The sequence below is a fragment of the Bacillus sp. 05T21 genome (genome assembly GCF_056396785.1).
Window position 1 is genome coordinate 393,877 of sequence record NZ_JBFTMD010000002.1, and the last position, 20,813, is coordinate 414,689.

The window sequence follows — 20,813 nt, forward strand, 5'->3', positions numbered from 1 at the left end:
AAGCAGACCTTTCAAGGTCTGCCTTTTTTACTAGATTACTTTAAAAATACTCTTAATTTGTCTTGCAAATAACCAGTTTTTCGTACCGTAGTTATCATTTAGACTATCTAAATTAATAGCTTTCCCGTTAGAAAACTTTAGTTCTAACGTTGTATTTTTGTCATTTGTTTTTAAGTTGCTATTTGTAATGTCATCATACTTTAATTTTTCAATCTCAATATACTCTTCCTTCTCTTCTCCGATAACGACGTGATCTTGGAAGAAGAAGAATACTTCTACTTTCTTACCGAAACAAAATACGTTTTTCGTATAAATTAATGTCGCGTTATCAAGTCCGACACATACTTCTTTCATCTCTTCAAAAACGTTTCCTAAGTCTTCTTCGTTTCTTGCATTTGATTCAGCAATCCATTCTTCGATTGTATTCATGTTAATTGCCATACTGTGCCCCCTGGTTCGTTCATTGCTTTATTAAAAAATAAATACTATATGACAATATAAGCGATACGTACTATGTTTTCAAGGGTGAACGGTATATTCACAATAAAGTGAAACTTTATTTATTCCCCTTTAACAAAAAAATAGCACTTAAAAAGTGCTATTCCGCTCTCCTTGCTGCTTGTTGAATTGGATCCCAAACGCTGTTATATGGTGGTGCGTAACTTAAGTCGACATCTTCTAAATCGTGAATACTCATTTTATTGAAAAGTGCCATTGCGATAACATCAATACGTTTATCTACGCCCTCTTCTCCAATTACTTGTCCGCCTAACAATTGTTTCGTATCGGCGTGATATAGTAATTTCAAGTGAAGTGGCGAAGCACTCGGGTAATAGCCCGCCATATTTGTTGAATCTACATTGACCGTCTTATACGGGATGTTTAGCCCTTTCGCTTCTTTTTCATTTAAGCCTGTTCTTGCGAGCGTCAGATCCATAAATTTAATAATGCCCGTACCTAACGTACCTTTAAATGCCCTTCGTTTATCAACCATATTGAGTCCGGCAAGTCGCCCTTGTTTATTCGCAGTCGTTCCAAGCGGGATATGATCATGCATTTCCTTTATAACATGGTAATGCGTTGCACAATCACCAGCAGCGTATACGTCTTTCACATTCGTTTGCATATAAGCATTTACTTCAATTGCACCTTTATGGTTTTTACGTATATTTGTCCCCTCAAGAAAATCAGTATTTGACTGTACACCGACAGATACTAAAACGAGATCTGTTTTATACGTACCTTTATCTGTTTCAATTTGTTCCACTCTCTCTTTTCCTTTAAACGCTTTTACATTTTCATTTGTTAAAATTTCAATATTATGTTTATCTGCTTCTTTATGTATATGTTCCGCCATATCGGCATCATAAATTGTGCCAATATGATCGTTTCGCTCAATCATTCTTACTTTCTTACCAAGTTCGACGAATGTTTCTGCCATCTCTAGTCCAATTGCACCGCCGCCAATAATAGTTACAGCCTCAACTTTATTCGTTTCTAGCGTTTTTAATATGCGCTCAGCATCCGGAATTGTTTTTAAAAGATGAACGCCTTGTAGCTCTCGCCCTTCCCATTCTGGCATAACAGGACGCACTCCAGTCGCAATTAATAAACGGTCATACGGAAATTCAAAAACATCTTTCGTCTCCGTATGCTCTGCGTACACCATTTTCTTTTCCGTATCTATTTTCGTTACTTCATGACGTACTTTCGCATCAATTCCATATTTATCACGAAACGTCTTTACATCGCGTGCAATTAACTTTTCAGTAGAAGCAATAACACCACTAATCACATACGGTAATCCGCACTGAGCGTATGAATAGATTTCACCTTTTTCTAACGTTACAACATTTGCCGTTTCATCGTTTCTAACAATTTGCATTGCTGCACTCATACCTGCTGCATCTCCGCCAATAATGACATAGTTCACTTTACCACTCCTTCTTTTTTACATACTCTTTACGATTTCCATATTTTATAGAAATAACACCTACTTCCATTGTAAAGAAAGAGAATTCTATCTACAAATTTGGTGCACAAACCTATGCATGAATAGGTATCCGTCGTGTCTTATAAACAAGATGTTTAATATGCTATAACAGCAACTATTGAAAGTAGGTGAAATATACATGTGCGCCGGCCTTCTCGTCCAGCTTCCAGAGGAACCGATAGAACCGAGACCCGCCCTCCCGCTTGAACAAGAGTTTACCGTTAGTGTAACTTTATACAGTGCACGTGCTTGGTTATCTGATAATGACACTTTCTCACAAACTATTTGGAAATCGACTCGCTTTGCTTCTGCCTCACACGCTCGCAAATCCATCTTCCCAGTTGGTACTGTTAAAATTGTGAACTTTTCTGAGGATACAATAACGGTTACTATATCATCAGAATCAGATGATGCACTCAAAATAGTCGTTCCCCCTCGTTCTGAAGCTGCTTTAACGTCTAGTTCTTTATCTGATGTGCAAGCAAGTACATCAGGAGGAGCAAGTAAAGTCACATTCCTCTTTCACATCTTTTTCTCAAGGGATCCTGGTCCAGCTAAACAACCATAGAAAAGGTACAGTAATATACACTGTACCTTTTTCATGCACTCTATTCTCTTGATTTAATCAGTTCAACATTATAAGATTCCACACTCGTTAACGTTCCTGTAAAATACGGATTTTCTCTGTACCAAGACTGTTTTAAAAAATACGCTTGCATATCTTTCGTTTGAAACATATGTCCATGCCTTGCGTATATTTCATTTCTAGCAATTTTCAACTGTTCTTTCGATAAATATGTTAAGTCCGCACTCGTTAATTTTCGAATATCACTATCAGGGAAGATGAAACCATTATATACATACCCAGTCGTAGGCGGAGTAACATTGTAAACAACTGTTTTTTCTACACTTTTCTTTTGAAATGGAAGATTATAAGCCGACAGTGCCGTTACCGTTTCTACCTTTGTCGTTTCCCTTCCGTTTTCTCCATTTCGTTCTAAATAAATCGCCGCACTTCCATCAGTCGCTATCGGTCCCCACGTAATTTCTTCTCCGGTCAATGCTGTAACTGGCTTTTGATTCACGTATAATGTTGCACCAGGCGCATTCGTTTGAACTGTAATATATTGCCCTTGTAACGTTAAATCTATCGTTACATTATTTTGAATTTGTTTCATAAGTACAACCTTTTCCTCACGTGATAGTTTTACATAGTCATTTTTATATTCAGATTGAAATACTTGAGTTCCAGGAAGAAACGGTCCATATTGCTTCTCAAGCTTTTTGTCATTTGTCTTATCAATTTCTTTTCCGTTCAATTTTAAAGATGTACCTTTTTCATTTGTAAGCAGAGTCGTATAATACGTCTTCGCTTTCAATTTATACCGATCAAATAAAAAGAAATGTTTCCCATCTTTCGTTAAAGAAAAATCTGCTCTTTCTATTCCATCCCCTTGTTTTTCACCTTGCCTCAAATATTCTTTCAATTCATTCACGTAAGATGGATTTTCTTTTATATATGAAAATAGAGGCGTTAAACTCTCTCTCGTTACAATAACGGCTGGATCATCTGTCGTGGTGATCTCAGCTAATTTCTCCCCGTCCCTCTCTTGTAAAATAGTAATCATTCGGTCTACTTGTGCCGTCTGCTTATAATACGATGATCCATACAAATACAATCCAACAATTACTATAACAAGTAATGTTAAGAGTGTAATGCCAACTTTTGTACCACCGCTCATTTTCTTCTTTACTACAAGACTTTCCCTCTTCATCCCGCAGTTTTGGCAAAATTGCACTCCATCTTCATACTGAACTCCGCACTTAGTACATACATTCATCCATTCAACCACCTTTTCATTAGAAGCCTGTTAATCCCCCAGTAAAGGTTTGAATTATCGTGTTAATGTAAGACCAAAATACAAGAAACGTTGCAATTCCGATTAAAACACTTGCAATCATAAGTGTGTAAACAGGATCTAATCCGCCGTTGTCTAGTTTTAATATAGCTACAATTATACTAATTCCCATATACGTTGTAGCCAGCCCTAATAAGATTGGTAAGAAGAAGATTAATAAAAAACTAAAAAGAAAAGAAAGCACTAATATAGCAATAGCTGGCGTCGCTATTGTCCCCCATATACCGAATGCTTCAAGAAAAGAAAAAGATGATTTCATCATCTTACCACTTACAAAAATAATAAATCCGACAAATAAAGTTAAAATTAATAAAAAGAAAAAGACCATTACAGATTCTCCAAAGAAAGTAGGAGTAGCTATATCTGGCACTAATGTCCTCGTAACAGTCGCCGCTGCGCTCATCATTCTATAAAAAATACACGCTCCTAAAAAACAAATAAGCACAAGACTTACAATTCCATTTCGCACTTCAATATTTCCACTTTCCATAATGGCCGATGGTGATTTAAAAGCATTTTTAAAGAACTGAAAATAGCCACTTGCAAATTGTTTCGCTTGCTCTACCGTTTCATTCGGACGAGTTTCCTTTACTCGTGCCGGGCGCGATAGCTGCCCTTCTTCCTGCCCACCACTCGCTACCACTTCTTCCGTTAACGAATGTCCACAATTCCCGCAAAACCTTGCTTCCGCTGCATTTTCAGTATGACATGCCGGACATTTCATTCTCTCATCCCTCCTTAAGCATATACCTTATAGGGTGTTACAAATTCAATATATGACTTTGTACATAAAACATGACTACAAGAAAAAGAATATGAAATCCTTCTTTTAAACGAAACTATGTGTGCTAGTATTATAGAAAAATAATGGTATTATGAAACAGAGCAAATAAAGTGAAACTTTAAACAGATTGGATGAAGACAGTGGAATTTGTAAACTCGATTTTTCAAACACTCCTTACAAGCGTGATCCAATTATTTTCTTTAATTGGTGTCATCATTGTAATTGGATTTATATTAGGTTATTTAGAATCTCTCACACGAACGTATTGGTCGAGAGCTTTTGGTAGGAAGGGATTTCTTTTAACTGCATGGATCGGTGTTCCCGTTCATGAGCTTGGGCATGCAATTATGTGTCTATTATTCCGCCATAAAATTGTAGCAACTCAGTTCTTCCCGACAGATACAAGTCAAGGAGCTTTAGGTTACGTCCAACATCAATACAATCAAAAAAGCGTATATCAACGGATCGGTAATTTCTTTATCGGCATCGGTCCTATTATTTCTGGTATTACTGCCTTAATACTTTTAATGCGCTATTTCGTACCAGAGTCATATTATTTATTTAATACGAATCTGGAAAAAACTGTTACATCGACTTCTATTAACTTAGACATGATCCAAAACATGCTACTATCGACGTTTGTATTATTGAAAAGCTTATTTACATTTAACAATTTATTGAATCCTTCATTTTGGTTATTTTTATTTATCGCCATTTGTATTTCTGCACATATCGCTTTAAGTAAACCAGACATTAAAGGATCAATAGACGGTGTTATCGTCATGTTTATCATGTTATTTTTATTCAATATAATTGCAGGACTTTTTCAGTACGATAGTAACCAACTCATCGGAAAAATGATGAAGTATAATATGTATCTCATTGCGTTTTCTAGTGTGGCGCTTCTTTTCTCTTGTATTTCTACACTTGTGAGTTTTGTGTTTTATAAAATAAGAGGAGGGCGTTCATTGTGAACGCCCTCTTCCCATCAATTATTTCTCTTATAATCACAATGCTCAACCGGAACACGAGCATGCCCTTCTTCATCCGTACACCATGATTGCGACTGAAAAGCAAGGAAAATACCTACCCACTCTTCTTTCTTTTCAAAATGAATGAGCAAACCACCATCTTGCCATATACCATTATCCCCTTGCCATTTCTCTACATTCCCTTGATTCATGTGAATATCGTGTATACCGTTTCCAGGTGTAAAGTGGAAATACGAATCCGGAACCTTTTCTTCTGGTCCCCACCTTTCACCAAACGCATAAATAATCGCCTTTTCTTCTATTGCTCGCTTTATATAACGCTCTATCTTTTCATTTAAATCATTATCAACTCCTGCTTTTTCAGCAGGTAAAGGAATCATTTGCTTTGAATCAAATAAATTACCTCTTACATAATCTAAAGCTACTTTCGGTTCATTATTTTTTATTTCTGTAAAACCGAACGGTAATGTCGGTAAAATATGAATCGCCTCTGATCGAATATCGTCGCTCGCAAAATATAAAACTTCCGATGGATAACTTTGCGATTTCACGTTAATTGCAATGCGATAATCTACTCCTGCTTCACCTTGTAAATGAACTTGATAATGAGGTGTTTTGCCTTTTCCAATCTTAGATTGTATAACTGTACCTTTTAATACACCGTAGTTTTTTAAGGGCATACCTTTCATCTCCTATTCATTTAGTAGAAGCTTTTCATATTTAAAACATTATCCAGTCATAAAGAAAATCCTCCTATGTTAGGAGGATTTTTAATTTCTCAATATATACCAAAAGAAAACTTCCACTACTACAAGTAACACCGCACCAAAAATCATTAACGTCGTCTTCTTTAATAGTTCATTTTCACGATACGGGATATTGCATAAATACGCGCCTAGTGTAATCCGTGATGGACAAGCGATTGTCGCTACTGATGATGCGGTGTTTTGGAGCGTCGTGACGTATTGCCACGGGAGTGCTACGTTTTGGGCTGTTTGCATTTGTAGCTTTATAAACATCGCATTTGATCCTGCGTTACTACCAGTTAAAAAACCGCCAATTCCGCCTATGAATGGAGCAACGAAAACGAAAAAGGTACCAAAGGTTTCACCAGCTGTTTTTGCGAGTAATGAATGCATACCAGATGCGCCCATTAGTTCTGAAATTGCAATGAACATCGTCGTTGTAATAGCGAAAGGAATCCATTGTTTTATCGTTTGCGAGAGTGATTGTTTAATAACATTAGATGGAATGCGGAAGAAAATAATTGTAAATAAACAAGTCATGGCGAGCCAAAATCCTGGCGAATATAGTAGCTCTAGTTTGTAAGAATATGATTTTAAATCGAGAACTGCATATGACCTAAGAAAATCATGTAATGCTGGAACGAGGCGAGAAAGTAAAATACAAACTGTTAAGAATATATAAGGGCTAATAATTTTTATAATGGATACTTCTCTCTCCGTAGCCGCCGCATGTTCTGTTAAAAGGTTTTGCTCATCTTTTCCTTTTAACTTAATGATTAAAAAACCAAATGAAATGGTAACGATAGAACTTAATATCCCTGCTAGTTCAACACTTACGTATGCGTTAGAAAGATAGATTCCGAGAGAAAATAATAGAAAGAATCCTACTCCTTCCTTCCACTTTTCTATAACTGCCTGCCAGCCACCGACAACGTATAAAGAAAGGAAGATAAAGTATGCGAAAATCGGGATGCTTAATAATGCTGTATTTGTACCAAGAGTTGTGAGCGGCATGTTAATAAGCTGAGAACCGATAATCGTACCCGTTGCCATCGCGCCCCATGAACTTGCAAGTAAACCGATAAACGATAGTAGCACAGCTTGAAACGGTTTATAACCGAGCGAAAGAAAAATAGGTGTTGCAACCATAAAACCAATTCCGAATCCACTCACTGATTCAATAAGTGGACAAATACCAAAACACATAAGAAGCATTTGCAATAATCGATCGCGCGTGACTTGTTCTAGAAACCGTGCTACTTGATCAATGTATCCCATTTTGTTCATGAGGTGAAATAAAAAAATACCGAAAAATAAAACGTATCCGACAATGAAACAAATTAACCACCCTTTAATTGTTGCGTGCACAGTTTCACTTATCCCTAATTGAAACGTTGGCGAGAGTAAAACGATTCCGACAGAAACGGCATAAGAGATTAATGAGGCTCTTAATGACGTTTGTTTAAACAAAAACAAACAAATAAAAATCATCATAATCGGGATAAGTGCCAACAATATGGCCATGCTATCATCTCTTTTCGTAAAAAGTGCAATTTTTAACTATTATATAACAGATGTTATGATTTTCAATTATTTTTATAACAGATTTAAAAAAGGAGCCGCTTGGCTCCTTTTTTGAATAACTAATATTTTATCTTTTATCCTGAAAAACCGTCTGCTGTCCAATCATTTTTTCTAGTACAACAAACACAATATAAGCACATATTACTTGCAATACAATATTCCCAAGTTTTATTAATTCAAATGAATGGATCCATTGGAATAATTCACTTAATAATACAATCGAAACGATACTAAATAGTTCTATACTAACCGAAAATATACATACTTCTAAAATAGATTGCTCTTGTATTCGATTTAATTGGGAAAAGATGAATACATATCCTAAAAACAGAGCCATCAACTCTATTTTCGTCATGCTAATGAGCCAAGCGTATAATGGTACAGTTAAAAAAAGATATAATAGTTTACGTCTTAGCATGCCCTCTCACCCTCTAAGTTATAAGTATTTTCTGTATATTTTAACATTTATTACACAAAAGAAACAGAAGAGACTTAAGCCTCTTCTGTTTCTTTTACTGCATGTATTAACTCACAAATTTCTTCTCGCTTTTCATTTTCTAACAGCTCAATGACTTTACTTCCAACGACAACGCCGTCACATATTGTAATCATTTCTTCAATTTGCTCTCGTGTTGAAATACCGAATCCTGCGACTACTGGTAAGTGGACGTGTGCTTTTACTTTTTCTAAGTAACTACGAATCTCATCTTTAAAATTTTGACGTACTCCCGTTACACCCGCTACTGTAACGGCGTAGACGAATCCTTGTGATTCACTCGTAATTTTTTCGATTCGTTCAATAGGGCTCGTTACGGTAACGAGTGGAATTAAAGCGATATTCGCCACGCGAAGGAGCGGTGCAATAATGTCTTGTTCTTCATACGGTAAGTCTGGAACGATAATACCGTCCACCCCTGCTTCAAGACAGCTCTCAATGAAACGTTCCTTTCCGAATGCGAGTACTGGATTTAAATATGTCATAAGTACAAATGGAATTTGAACTTCTTGCCTCACCTCTATTAATGCTTGAAAAATACCTTTCAATGTTACACCGCTATCTAATGCTCTTTTTCCTGCCCTTTGAATAGTTGGACCGTCTGCGACTGGATCTGAAAATGGGATACCAATTTCAACGATGCTTGCTCCTGCTTCATCAAGAAAACGAATTCTTTCTTTTAACTTTTCAAGTCCACCATCTCCGCCCATTACATACGGAATAAATGCTTTCTTGCCATTTTCAAACGCTGCTATAATTTTTTCTACTCCCATTTTTTACACCTCTTCCATATAACGTTTTATACTCTCTACATCTTTATCACCGCGGCCGGATAAACAAATGACAAGTCCTTCGTCTTTCTTCATTTGCGGCGCTAGTTTTAAAGCGTATGCAACAGCATGTGAACTTTCTAATGCCGGGATAATCCCTTCTTTTTTCGTTAATAATTGAAATGCTTCTAACGCTTCTTCATCTGTAATGGAATGATAAGAAACGCGGCCAATATCTTTTAGCAAGCTATGTTCTGGCCCAACACCTGGGTAATCCAGCCCTGCCGAAATAGAGTGTGCTTCTTGAATTTGCCCTTCTTCATTTTGCAGAAGGTACATCATCGATCCGTGTAAAACACCGACACTTCCTTTCGTTAAAGTGGCTGCGTGCTTTTCTGTGTGAACACCTTTTCCAGCTGCTTCAACACCGTAAAGAGCAACTTCTTCATCGTGTACGAACGGATAAAACATTCCCATTGCATTACTACCACCGCCAATACAAGCAACGACTGCTTCTGGTAATTTTCCTTCTAACGCTTCGTATTGCTTTTTCGTTTCTTTCCCAATTACACTTTGGAAATCACGAACAATTTGCGGGAATGGATGTGGCCCGAGAACTGATCCCATAATGTAGTGCGTATCGTGTACATGTGAAACCCAGTAACGAAGCGCCTCGTTTACCGCATCTTTCAACGTGCCGCTACCTGCCGCAACGCTTTCTACTTTTGCTCCGAGTAATTCCATTCGAAACACGTTTAATTTTTGTCGTCTCACATCTTCTTCTCCCATGAAGATGACGCATTCTAAACCGAAAAGTGCACATACAGTAGCTGTTGCAACTCCGTGTTGTCCTGCTCCTGTTTCAGCGACAACTTTCTTCTTACCCATTCTTACCGCAAGAAGTGCTTGACCGATTGTATTGTTAATTTTATGAGCTCCCGTATGGTTCAAATCTTCACGTTTCAAATAAATCTTTGCTCCGCCGCAATACTTCGTCATATTTTCAGCGAAATAAAGCGGTGTTTCTCTTCCAACGTACGTTTGTAAATAATGATCTAATTCCTTTTGAAACGCTTCATCTTGCATCGCTTCTTTATATGCTTCTTCTAGTTCTAATACGGATTGCATTAACGTTTCTGGAACGTATCGTCCTCCGTATATACCGTAATGCCCTTTTTCATCTGGATATGCATAATTCATTTGGAACACTCCTTCGCTTTTTTAATAAATTGTTTTATTTTCTCCAAATCTTTCTTTCCTTCTGTCTCTACTCCGCTGCTCACATCGATCATATATGGCCGAACAGTTCGAATTGCTTCTTCTATATTAAGGATGTTTAATCCGCCAGCTAATATCGTTTTCTCTCGCAATGCTTTTGGCATATGTGCAAGTAACTCCCATGAGAATGTCTTTCCGTTTCCTCCGTGGAACTTTTCTTTCGGGCTATCAAATAACAGATAATCTGTATCGTATTTTTTCGCACATTCAATATCTTTCTCTAAAGCTACTCCTACCGCTTTTATAGACGGAATATTCAATCTTATGATTTGATCATTGTCTTCATCCCCATGTAGTTGCACATGCGTTAACCCGCACTCCTCTGCAATTTTCTGGATCACTTCTACTGATTCATTTACGAAAACACCGACCTTGAAAACGTGGGCTGGAATTTCCCCAATAATTTCTTTCGCTTGCCCTGGAGTAATTTGGCGTTTACTTTCTGCAAAAACAAATCCGATTGCATCTGCGCCATATTCACACGCACTTTTCGCTGTTTCCATATCAGTGATGCCGCAAATCTTCACTTTCATATGCTCACCTTACAGTCTTCAAAAAAGGTACTGATAGAAGATGATGTCATAAGCGCTTCTCCGACTAATACGCCTTTTGCACCAGCTCGTTTGACTCTGATGATATCTTCTTTTGAATGAATACCACTTTCACTAATCCAAAGTAGGTTTTCCTCATTCAGTCGTTTTCCGAGCTTTTCAGTTTGGCTTAAATCTACTTCAAATGTTTTTAAATTACGGTTGTTAATACCGATAACGTGCGGATTTAATCGGATTGCAATTTCTAATTCCTGTTCATCATGAACTTCAACAATCGCTTCTAATCCTTTTTCTAGCACGTAGTTATAAAGCTCGTTTAATTTCTCTTTTGACAATGCTGCAACAATTAATAAAATAAGATCTGCACCAGCTTCATACGCTCTATCAATTTGGATTTTATCGATTATAAAATCTTTACATAAAAGCGGAATGTTACTTTCTGCTCTTGCCGTTTGTAAGTCGTGAAACGACCCTTTAAAAAATTGACCGTCTGTTAAAACCGAAACTGCTCCAGCACCGCATTCTTCATATGTTTTCACTTGTTTTGGCACATCAACGTGTAAATTAATATCGCCTTTTGATGGAGACGCTCGCTTTACCTCTGCTATTACAGTAAACTGCTCTAAAACTTTTACAAGTGAGTGTGTTTTCCTTTTTTCTTTCACTGGTGAATATGTTTCATATAACTCCGCAACTTCTACTTTCTTTTGCTCTACAATTTTGTCTAAAATCGTCCCCATTTTAATTCACCCTTTCTAATTTTTCATGGCTTGCTGCAATTAATAAGTTTAGTTTGGCTAATGCTTTTCCAGAGTCAATGCTATGTGCCGCTAGTGTAATTCCTTCTTCAATCGTTTCTGCTCTTCCATTTGCGAAAAGGGCTAGACCTGCATTTAATAAAACAGTATCGCGATAGACACTTTTTTCTCCGCTTAATACTCCGAGCGTAATCTTTGCATTTTCTTTCGAATTCCCGCCTCTAATTTCTTCATTTTTCACTCTTGAAAAACCATACTTTTCTGGATCAATACTCATTTCTACTATTTCATTATCTTTTAAAACGACGACATGATTTTCTCCCTGTAATGATGCTTCATCTAAAAAGCCACTTCCGTTTACGACGAGCGCTTGTTTTCTGCCAAGTTTCTGCAACACTTCCGCTACTGGCAATAACATATCTCGCTTATAAATACCGACAAATTGTGTTTCTAAGTTAACAGGATTCGTTAAAGGGCCAATTAAGTTAAAGATCGTCGGAACGTTTAATTCTTTTCTTATTTTCATAATACGTCTTAATGCTGGATGCATCGCTGGTGCGAATAAGAAGGCAATACCTACATTCTCTAATAAATAGTCAATCTCACCCGGCGTACAGCTTATGTTTACACCAAGTTCTTCTAATAAATCAGCACTTCCTGTTTTACTAGAAACAGCGCGGTTTCCATGTTTCGCAACCTTTACACCAGCTCCGGCAAGTACAAATGCCGATGTTGTACTAATATTGAATGTTTGTGCACCGTCACCACCCGTTCCGCAATTGTCCATCGCGCCTTTTATATGATTTGAAAACGGTAATGCCTTTTCTCGAAGAGCACGCACAAGACCGTATATTTCTTCTGCTGTTTCGCCTTTCGCTTTCAGCAATACTAAGAAAGCTGCAACTTCACTTTCCAATATGTTGTCACTTAATAAAAGAAGTCCCGCTTCATACATTTCTTCTTCTGTTAAATGTTGTCCCTCGACTAATTTTCGAAGATAACTGTTCATACTCTCTCCTCCTCTTTCACTTGTGCTAAAAAGGCACGTATTAACTTTCCGCCTTCTTCTGTTGCAATTGATTCTGGGTGAAACTGTAATCCGAAGAGCGGATAATAGTTGTGACGAACTGCCATGATTTCTCCGTCATCCATCGCCGTCGCGAGTATGTCAAAGCATTGTGGTAAACTATTTTGCGCTGCGACGAGTGAATGGTAACGCATTGCCGTTAGCGGCTGCGTTACGTACGAAAAGATTGACGTTCCGTTATGTTTCACACGCGATGTTTTTCCGTGTTTAATGCGCTCTGCTCTAACAATTTCTCCTCCAAATGCGGATATGATTGCTTGATGGCCAAGGCAAATTCCTAAGATGGGAACGTTCTTATAAAAGTGACGAATAACATCGATACAAATTCCAGCATCTTCTGGTTTCCCAGGTCCTGGTGATAGCACAATTCCTTTCGGCTTCATCTCCTCTAATTGTTCAATTGTTATTTGATCATTTCTTACGACAACAATTTCTGCCTCGTACTCGCCTAACAGTTGATACAAGTTATATGTGAATGAATCATAATTATCGATAAGTACAATCATTTCATAACCTCCAAAAGCGCTCTCGCTTTATTTAATGTTTCTTCATATTCAGCAACCGGGTCTGAATCGTAGACGATACCCGCTCCTGCCTGAACGTACGCTTTCTCATCTTTCACAACCATCGTTCGAATTGCTAGCGCCATATCAAGATTTCCTGAGAATGAAATATATCCAACTGCTCCGGCGTATACATTTCTTTTTTCATGCTCTAACGTATTAATAATTTCCATCGCTCTAATTTTCGGAGCACCTGATACTGTACCAGCTGGTAAACAATACGCTAATGCATCAAATCCACTCGTTTGTTTTCGCAATGTTCCGTAAACTTCAGATACAATGTGCATAACGTGAGAGTATTTTTCTACTTTCATATATTTATCTATCGTCACAGAGCCAATTTCACTTACTCTGCCAATATCATTTCGTCCTAGGTCCACAAGCATCATATGCTCTGCTCGCTCTTTCTCATTTCCTAACAGTTCTTTTTCGATTTCCTCATCTTCCTGCTTCGTTTTCCCTCTCGGCCTCGTACCAGCAATTGGATTTGTCATCACTTTATCCTCTCTTACTGATAACAAACTTTCCGGCGAAGAGCCAAGTACAACATAATCTTGAAAATCGATATAGAACATATATGGCGATGGATTTGCAATTCGAAGTTTCCGGTATAATGCAAATGGATCTCCAATACATTCACTTTGCAAACGCTGGGATAATACAACTTGAAAAACATCTCCGGCCCGAATGTATTCTTTCGCTGTTTCTACCATTTCACAAAATTCTTTTTCAGTTATTGAAGAAGTGAATGATAATATTGATTGTATTTCATTTACTTCCGCTTTTTCTCCCTTTAGCACTTCCTCTTTGTATACTTGCAATCTTTCGTATACTTCTTCATAAGAAGCTGAATCGTCTTCCCTGCATACATATACAAATGACAACTTTTGGCGTAAATGATCATAAACGGTAAACTCACGATATAGTAAAAGGTGTACTTCTGGAATATTTAATGGATCGTGTAAATCTGCTCCAATGTTTTCATACTGCCGAATGACTTCATAGCCAATATATCCAACTGCTCCCCCGCAAAACGGAAATGGACTGTCTACTTGTGCTGACGCGATTACTTCCTCTAACACTTGTAGTACGTTACCTTGCAACTTTTCTGTTTGGCCGTAAATCGTTCGTTCCACTTCCGTACCAACGCTTTTCACTTCACCATACGGATTACATCCTAAGTAAGAATAGCGCCCTTTATCTTGATGAAGCTGCGAACTTTCTAATAAAAACTTTTTCTTTCCCTTCATACGTCTATATAAAGAAATTGGCGTAATGCTATCTCCTTCTTCTTCAGCGATTACTAAAAATGTGTTTCTTTGTTCTTTTTGCTTCATAAATTCCTCTTTTGTCATCATGCCTTTCACCTCACTCTGAAAAATAAAAAAGTCCCCTACATATCGAAATATGTAGAGGACGATAAATTTACCGTGGTACCACCTCAGGTTGGACGCAAAAGCATCCCGCTTTATTCAGGTACAAAATATATACCTTATCCTTTTAACGGCGGAACCCGGGTTGCCTACTGAATAGAAATTGTTCAGCATACCTCTCGTAAGCCCATTCGGTATATGGCACCGTACCGGGCTCCCACCTGCTCCCGGCTCTCTGTAACGTCTCCAAATATACGTACTCTTCTTACTTAAACGATTTAGCTTATTTAATTTTTTATACACAAAAAGGGAGTACTCATCCTATAGAAAGGACGGGTACTCCCGTGGTGCCACCTTAATTCGTTACGAATGTAACGCACTTTGCCGTATCAAAAATAATACGTGTCTCTTATATCGATGAGATCATGTCGCCAAAGCCTACTTCTTTCGTTTCGGTTTGGAAGCTCCGAAGCCCATTCCACATCAATTCCATACTGATTCGCACCAACCATCAGCTCTCTGACATGTTCATCATGTGTACTCTTCTTCATCAACGCTTGCATTTTTTTAAGTTGCACTCATTATATTCCTCACGTTTCTAATAAGTCAATACTTTTTCCAAAAAAAATATTTTTTCTTCATCCGATATTATATTGACAAAACAACCTGTTTTTATGTAAATATAATAAATACTCTATTAAAATTAAGGTTTTTTGTCAGAAAATTATATATTACAAAAGAAAAACACTGTCGAAAAACGCTTACATTTCAGAAAATTCGTATTTTCGAATGGATTTTTCAGAATAATCATGATAGATTATAAATATGCATAACGCATCAAAAGACATGACAAAAGGAAGGGGAACTACATGAGTACGCAGATGTTAACTTTAACTTCTATCTCTATTTACATGCTCGGGATGTTAGTAATCGGCTATTTCGCCTACAAACGAACGTCCAACTTAACAGATTATATGCTTGGCGGGCGTACACTAGGCCCCGCAGTAACAGCATTAAGTGCTGGAGCATCCGATATGAGTGGTTGGCTTTTAATGGGATTACCCGGTGCAATGTTTAGCGTTGGATTAAGTAGTAGTTGGATTGCGCTCGGCCTAACACTAGGCGCATACGCAAACTGGCTTTATGTCGCTCCTCGCTTACGTACCTACTCTGAAATGGCAAACAACTCTATTACTATCCCAGAATTTTTGGAACACCGTTTCCACGACAAATCTCATATGCTACGCTTAGTATCCGGACTTGTTATTATGATTTTCTTTACTTTTTATGTAGCTTCAGGACTAGTTTCAGGTGCTGTATTATTTGAAAATTCATTTGGTATGAACTATCATGTTGGATTATTCATTGTCGCAGCAGTTGTCGTGGCTTACACATTATTTGGTGGTTTCTTAGCGGTAAGTTGGACAGACTTCGTGCAAGGAATCATTATGGTAATTGCTCTTATTCTTGTTCCTATCGTAACAATTATGAATTCGAACGGACTTGGACCTGCGTTTGACACAATTCGATCTGTAGATCCAACACGTTTAGATATTTTTAAAGGTGCCTCTACTTTAGGAATGATTTCTTTATTCGCATGGGGCCTTGGTTATGTTGGACAACCTCATATTATCGTACGCTTTATGGCAATTTCGTCTGTAAAAGAAATTAAAAGCGCACGAAGAATTGGTATGAGCTGGATGATTTTCTCTGTTGTCGGAGCTATGTTTACTGGTCTTATCGGTATTGCTTACTATTCACAACAAGGGTTGACATTATCTAATCCAGAGACAATTTTCCTTGAACTTGGAAAAATTTTATTCCATCCACTTATTACTGGATTTTTATTAGCAGCGATTTTAGCAGCGATTATGAGTACAATCTCATCTCAGCTTCTTGTTACTTCTAGTGCTATAACAGAAGATTTATATCGTACATTCTTTAAACGTTCTGCTTCTGATAAAGAGCTTGTATTTGTCGGTCGTATGGCTGTACTTGTTATCGCCTTAGTCGGGTGCGCATTAGCGTTTAAACAAAATGATACGATTTTAGCTCTTGTTGGATATGCTTGGGCTGGATTTGGTTCTTCATTTGGACCCGCTATTTTATTAAGCTTATATTGGAAACGTATGACGAAATGGGGCGCACTTGCTGGCATGATTTCAGGTGCAGCCACAGTAATTATTTGGACACAGTTTAAATTCTTAAAAGATTTCTTATATGAAATGATTCCTGGTTTCGCTATTAGTTTACTAGTAATCGTAATTGTTAGTTTACTAACACAGCCTTCAAAAGAAGTTGAAGAGAAATTTGAGGATTTTGAAAAACAACACCGTAATAATCTATAAAAAGAAAGCTCTGCTGTTATCGCAACAGCAGAGCTTTCTTTTTACAGTTCGACAATCTTCTTCTCAAATTTAACAAATTCTTTATGTTTCGTTAAATTTAATATAACACTGCTCCTTTATAGTATTAGTATCAGCACTTATACAGAAAGGGGACTCCAACATGTTAGCAGCTTTCCAGCAACAACACATAAGAAAATTTTCACCTATTACAAATACTTCTGCTTCTCGTTTAAACATTCAACCTAATCCATCCAAAATTTCAATTGCTCCTTCTGTTATATCTGTAATTGGTATTCATATACAGAAAAATAAGCTTAAAATAAAAACCGGACAAAGTGCCGATTTATCAGCTTCCGTTTTGCCAATGCAGGCAAAGAATCAAGAGCTTATTTGGACAAATATGAACTCCGACGTCATCACCATCTATCCGAAAGGTGAGACAGTAACGATTACTGGAAAAAGTGCAGGAAGAGCAGTCGTAATTGTCACAACTGCTGAAGGAAAATTCCGCGACTTATGTGTCGTTCACGTGCAACCTTATATGATAAATCCAAAGTGACATAAAGAGAGTAGATATGAATCCACTCTCTTACTTTATTTCAATCCCAGGATTTTTTCTTTTTAACAACAAAATAAATTCTTCTTTATTTCTTGGAGAAATAAGTTCTGTTTCATATGATCCGTAAACAATTTCTAATCGATCGAATGATAGTGCATGAGCTGCGATTGGATTTTTTGTATTGGAAATTCGTTTTATGTCTCGTATAAATATACGTTTTTTAACGGGACCTGATGTAATTATAATTATTTCTTCCTTAACGATATATTTTGTTAAAAACCAACTCCAACTAAACAGTATAGCTAATGGAATTGTAAAAAATAAGAGAAAATATTCTCTCCCTGCAAATATTGGAGCGAAACAGGCGCCTAAAACAATGAAAAAGATTGGATATAACCATACATCTTTTTTTGATGGAAATTCCATTACGCTCTCTCCTCTCTTGATTTAAGTCAATGACTTCTCCTCCTTCCCTTATTAAAATAAAAGTAATATTGAAATAGGAGGACGACATATGAATGAACGAAAGTTTGCCTTATTTACTGGTGCTTCTCTTCTTATTATGGCATTTACTGCATTTTTTTCTTACGGTTTTGTTCACGGAAATCTCGTTGTACAAGGAGATGCGAGCACGACACTCCATAATATTCAAACTTCAAGTTCACTTTTCAAAGCAGAAATTTTCGGATGGATTATCATTTTCATTATGGATATTATCGCCTCGTGGGCTCTTTATTTCTTTCTAAAACCTATCCATACTAGCCTCTCATTACTAGCTGCCTGTCTTCGTCTTATGTATACAGCTATACTTGGGATTGCTATATTCAATTTAATATTTGTATTACTTCTTTCAAAAAACACAGTTGCTAATTCAGAAGCATATACAATGTTATTTCTAGAAGCTTTTGAATATATTTGGTCTGTAGGATTAATCATTTTCGGCTTACATCTTCTCACCTTAGGGTACGTAACCTTTCAATCTAAAAACATACCGAAGGCTATTAGTATATTACTGCTCATTGCTGCAATCGGCTATATCATCATTAACGTAATGCATACGATGTTTTCACAATATGATGCGATTATTTCCATTCTTAACGTTGTCTTTCAACTACCGATGATCGCAGGTGAACTAGGATTTAGTATATGGCTATTGCTTAGAGGTGGAAAAAACTCTACTGTTTGAGTCGTTTCTTAATTCTGCTTAATGATTCTGGCGTAATACCTAGATAACTTGCCAATTGATATTGAGGAACACGATCGATTAAATGAGGTCGTTTTTGTAATAATGATTTGTAGCGCTCTTCTGGTGTCGATGTAATAAATAATGTAAGTTCTTCTTGTACTTCACCAAAATTGTATTCAATCATTTGGCGCGTCATTTCTTCTAACTGTGAATATTTCTTATACATGTCCTTTGCACTATACAGATCGCCAACTACAACTAGACAATCTTCTAGGCACGTTAACGTATGTGGGGATAATTTATCTTGTTTATGATGGTTGAAATTCGCGATTGCTTGTTCTTCTGTATAAAAATTTGATGTAACTTCTTTTCCAGATTCATCTATACAATGCTGCCTCACGCATCCTTTTAATACAAAATAACATTTAGATGGAACATCTCCTTGTCTTAAGAGCACTGTTCCTTTTTTATACTCTTCAATTTGTAATTCTTCTACGATCATGCGCTGCTGTTCTTCACTTAATGTTGTAAGATTTGTCATGTATTTCATTAAAATCTCTTTCATTTAGTCTCTCCTTCCCCCTCTATATTTGTATGCGAAACGTATGATGTAACTCCACTATATATTATCTTTTTTCATGCTACATGGCGGGAATTCCCCCTATTAATCTGTTTTATTTTCTGCATGGAACAAAAAAAAGAGAAGTTACCAATAACTTCTCTTTTCGTATATTAGAATAAACTCGTTATAATTCCTGTGTATAAGCCGGTTCGTTCACCACATTTTTTGCTGTTCGCTTTTGTTGCTGTAGTAAGAAAACAGATACACCAAACAATACGAGCATGCTACCGATAATTTGCATTGCATTTAATTTTTCTCCAAGTAAGAAGAACGCTAGTATAGATGCCCCAACTGGTTCTCCTAAAATACTCATTGAAATCGTTGTTGCATTTACGTAATTTAATAACCAATTATTAATGACGTGTGACACTGTCGGTACAATCGCAAGTAAAAGAAAAATACTCCAATCCCACTTCGTATAGCCTGTAAATGGCACTTGAAGTATAACGTTATAAATCGCTATAAATATACCAGCGAAGGCAAATACAGTGAAACTATAAATCCAATGAGATACTTTCTTTACTGTCGTTTGTCCGATAAATAAATAACCGACAACTGCTATTACACTTAAAAAGGATAATATATCCCCATAAATTGCTTGCTCACTTAGCCCTAAATCTCCCCAGCCAATACACATTACGCCTAGTATCGCAATTCCCATCGTCGCAATTGCTGAATAGGTTGTTCTTTCTTTAAATAAGAAAAAACCTCCCACTAAAGATACGATCGGTTGAAGTGCTAAAATAATCGTCGAACTAGCAACTGTCGTATGCTTTAAGGATTCAAACCATAGAAGAAAATGAAGAGCTAAAAAGAAACCAGATCCAATTAAAAATCCCCAATCTTTTATTTGAATCCAACTAAACTCTTCCCGTTTTTTCCAAACGATCGGCAGCATAATAAGTACGATAATCCATAATCGATACATACTTAAAATGGAAGATGGTGCTGAGGACATCTTTGCAAAAACAGCTGCGAATGAAATTGCTATAATGGAAATTGCTAGTGGTAGTGCGATTGATCTTTCTTGTTTCAAATCCTGTCTCCCCTCTCACCTGTAAAAAATCCCACTTCATTATATCCGTTTTCTTTCACAACTTAAATACTAATTTTTTAGATTCTTCGTACCATTATGGTAAAATAGAAATTAAGGCACCTATTAGTGATTATTTCTTTCCTTTTCACTACAAGCGTCGCTCTTACA

22 protein-coding genes and 2 other annotated features are annotated in these 20,813 nt (G+C 36.9%); of the genes, 5 read left to right on the forward strand and 17 right to left on the reverse strand.

Going from position 1 to position 20,813, the window contains the following annotated elements; genetic code table 11:
* Window positions 1-30 precede the first annotated feature (30 nt).
* Together AC1DKZ_RS06970 and AC1DKZ_RS06975 are read right to left on the reverse strand one after the other, a co-directional pair.
* Window positions 31-441, reverse strand: a complete 411-nt coding sequence (locus AC1DKZ_RS06970; RefSeq protein ID WP_476995849.1) for a DUF3908 family protein — start codon at window positions 439-441, stop codon at window positions 31-33.
* A 157-nt stretch (window positions 442-598) separates the two neighbouring features.
* A complete protein-coding gene (locus tag AC1DKZ_RS06975) occupies window positions 599-1,933 on the reverse strand; it encodes an FAD-dependent oxidoreductase (RefSeq protein ID WP_476995850.1) in 1,335 nt (444 codons plus the stop codon).
* Window positions 1,934-2,132: 199 nt separating this feature from the next.
* Here AC1DKZ_RS06975 and AC1DKZ_RS06980 point away from each other — a divergent pair, with 199 nt between their 5' ends.
* Window positions 2,133-2,561, forward strand: a complete 429-nt coding sequence (locus AC1DKZ_RS06980) for a hypothetical protein (protein WP_215587471.1) — start codon at window positions 2,133-2,135, stop codon at window positions 2,559-2,561.
* Window positions 2,562-2,601: 40 nt separating this feature from the next.
* On the opposite strand, the gene AC1DKZ_RS06985 is transcribed toward AC1DKZ_RS06980, so the two are convergent.
* Window positions 2,602-3,834 (reverse strand): TcaA 3rd/4th domain-containing protein, encoded by a 1,233-nt coding sequence (locus tag AC1DKZ_RS06985; protein WP_476995851.1) that lies wholly within the window; start codon window positions 3,832-3,834, stop codon window positions 2,602-2,604.
* Between the two features lie 19 nt (window positions 3,835-3,853).
* Window positions 3,854-4,636, reverse strand: a complete 783-nt coding sequence (locus tag AC1DKZ_RS06990) for a zinc ribbon domain-containing protein (RefSeq protein ID WP_476995852.1) — start codon at window positions 4,634-4,636, stop codon at window positions 3,854-3,856.
* Window positions 4,637-4,836: 200 nt separating this feature from the next.
* On the opposite strand from AC1DKZ_RS06990, the gene AC1DKZ_RS06995 reads away from it, so the two are divergent.
* Window positions 4,837-5,670, forward strand: coding sequence for a hypothetical protein (locus AC1DKZ_RS06995; protein ID WP_242246191.1), 834 nt, complete (start codon window positions 4,837-4,839; stop codon window positions 5,668-5,670).
* Window positions 5,671-5,684: 14 nt separating this feature from the next.
* Here AC1DKZ_RS06995 and AC1DKZ_RS07000 read toward each other — a convergent pair whose 3' ends face one another.
* From AC1DKZ_RS07000 to trpE, 10 genes are all read right to left on the reverse strand, one after another.
* Complete coding sequence (locus AC1DKZ_RS07000; RefSeq protein WP_242246190.1) at window positions 5,685-6,368, reverse strand: DUF2278 family protein; 684 nt, start codon at window positions 6,366-6,368, stop codon at window positions 5,685-5,687.
* Between the two features lie 90 nt (window positions 6,369-6,458).
* Window positions 6,459-7,958, reverse strand: coding sequence for an L-lactate permease (locus AC1DKZ_RS07005; protein ID WP_476995853.1), 1,500 nt, complete (start codon window positions 7,956-7,958; stop codon window positions 6,459-6,461).
* Between the two features lie 127 nt (window positions 7,959-8,085).
* The gene (locus AC1DKZ_RS07010) at window positions 8,086-8,436 is read right to left on the reverse strand and encodes a DUF4029 domain-containing protein (protein ID WP_002126003.1); all 351 of its coding nucleotides are present in this window, start codon (window positions 8,434-8,436) and stop codon (window positions 8,086-8,088) included.
* A gap of 74 nt (window positions 8,437-8,510) precedes the next feature.
* Window positions 8,511-9,287 carry a tryptophan synthase subunit alpha gene (gene trpA / locus AC1DKZ_RS07015; RefSeq protein WP_002011422.1) on the reverse strand — a complete coding sequence of 259 codons (777 nt, stop codon included), beginning with the start codon at window positions 9,285-9,287 and terminating at the stop codon, window positions 8,511-8,513.
* A gap of 3 nt (window positions 9,288-9,290) precedes the next feature.
* A complete protein-coding gene (trpB, locus tag AC1DKZ_RS07020) occupies window positions 9,291-10,484 on the reverse strand; it encodes a tryptophan synthase subunit beta (RefSeq protein WP_002086917.1) in 1,194 nt (397 codons plus the stop codon).
* The gene (locus AC1DKZ_RS07025; protein ID WP_429685548.1) at window positions 10,481-11,095 is read right to left on the reverse strand and encodes a phosphoribosylanthranilate isomerase; all 615 of its coding nucleotides are present in this window, start codon (window positions 11,093-11,095) and stop codon (window positions 10,481-10,483) included. The genes trpB and AC1DKZ_RS07025 overlap by 4 nt, the downstream gene beginning before the upstream one ends.
* The gene (gene trpC / locus AC1DKZ_RS07030) at window positions 11,092-11,853 is read right to left on the reverse strand and encodes an indole-3-glycerol phosphate synthase TrpC (protein WP_476995854.1); all 762 of its coding nucleotides are present in this window, start codon (window positions 11,851-11,853) and stop codon (window positions 11,092-11,094) included. The genes AC1DKZ_RS07025 and trpC overlap by 4 nt, the downstream gene beginning before the upstream one ends.
* 1 nt (window position 11,854) lies before the next feature.
* A complete protein-coding gene (trpD, locus tag AC1DKZ_RS07035; RefSeq protein WP_044437821.1) occupies window positions 11,855-12,880 on the reverse strand; it encodes an anthranilate phosphoribosyltransferase in 1,026 nt (341 codons plus the stop codon).
* Window positions 12,877-13,464 carry an anthranilate synthase component II gene (locus tag AC1DKZ_RS07040; RefSeq protein ID WP_476995855.1) on the reverse strand — a complete coding sequence of 196 codons (588 nt, stop codon included), beginning with the start codon at window positions 13,462-13,464 and terminating at the stop codon, window positions 12,877-12,879. The genes trpD and AC1DKZ_RS07040 overlap by 4 nt, the downstream gene beginning before the upstream one ends.
* Window positions 13,461-14,879, reverse strand: coding sequence for an anthranilate synthase component I (gene trpE / locus AC1DKZ_RS07045; protein WP_476995856.1), 1,419 nt, complete (start codon window positions 14,877-14,879; stop codon window positions 13,461-13,463). The genes AC1DKZ_RS07040 and trpE overlap by 4 nt, the downstream gene beginning before the upstream one ends.
* 51 nt (window positions 14,880-14,930) lie before the next feature.
* Window positions 14,931-15,177 (reverse strand) — a binding site (T-box leader).
* A 42-nt stretch (window positions 15,178-15,219) separates the two neighbouring features.
* Window positions 15,220-15,457 (reverse strand) — a binding site (T-box leader).
* Between the two features lie 306 nt (window positions 15,458-15,763).
* On the opposite strand from trpE, the gene putP reads away from it, so the two are divergent.
* Together putP and AC1DKZ_RS07055 are read left to right on the forward strand one after the other, a co-directional pair.
* Window positions 15,764-17,242, forward strand: coding sequence for a sodium/proline symporter PutP (gene putP / locus AC1DKZ_RS07050; protein WP_201038541.1), 1,479 nt, complete (start codon window positions 15,764-15,766; stop codon window positions 17,240-17,242).
* Between the two features lie 160 nt (window positions 17,243-17,402).
* Window positions 17,403-17,801: an Ig-like domain-containing protein gene (locus AC1DKZ_RS07055; RefSeq protein WP_476995857.1), complete on the forward strand. Its 399-nt coding sequence runs from the start codon at window positions 17,403-17,405 to the stop codon at window positions 17,799-17,801.
* 30 nt (window positions 17,802-17,831) lie between these two features.
* On the opposite strand, the gene AC1DKZ_RS07060 is transcribed toward AC1DKZ_RS07055, so the two are convergent.
* Entirely contained in the window at window positions 17,832-18,227 is a 396-nt protein-coding gene (locus tag AC1DKZ_RS07060) for a PH domain-containing protein (RefSeq protein WP_016093056.1), read from the reverse strand.
* A gap of 88 nt (window positions 18,228-18,315) precedes the next feature.
* Between AC1DKZ_RS07060 and AC1DKZ_RS07065 the strand changes: the two genes are divergently transcribed.
* On the forward strand, window positions 18,316-18,987 hold the full coding sequence (locus AC1DKZ_RS07065) for a DUF4386 domain-containing protein (protein WP_476995858.1): 672 nt from the start codon (window positions 18,316-18,318) through the stop codon (window positions 18,985-18,987).
* Here the strand turns inward: AC1DKZ_RS07065 and AC1DKZ_RS07070 are convergent.
* Both AC1DKZ_RS07070 and AC1DKZ_RS07075 read right to left on the reverse strand, forming a co-directional pair.
* Window positions 18,977-19,552: a Crp/Fnr family transcriptional regulator gene (locus tag AC1DKZ_RS07070; RefSeq protein WP_002135010.1), complete on the reverse strand. Its 576-nt coding sequence runs from the start codon at window positions 19,550-19,552 to the stop codon at window positions 18,977-18,979. The two genes, AC1DKZ_RS07065 and AC1DKZ_RS07070, sit on opposite strands and share 11 nt — an antisense overlap.
* 181 nt (window positions 19,553-19,733) lie before the next feature.
* Window positions 19,734-20,645: a DMT family transporter gene (locus AC1DKZ_RS07075; protein WP_476995859.1), complete on the reverse strand. Its 912-nt coding sequence runs from the start codon at window positions 20,643-20,645 to the stop codon at window positions 19,734-19,736.
* Between the last annotated feature and the right edge of the window lie 168 nt (window positions 20,646-20,813).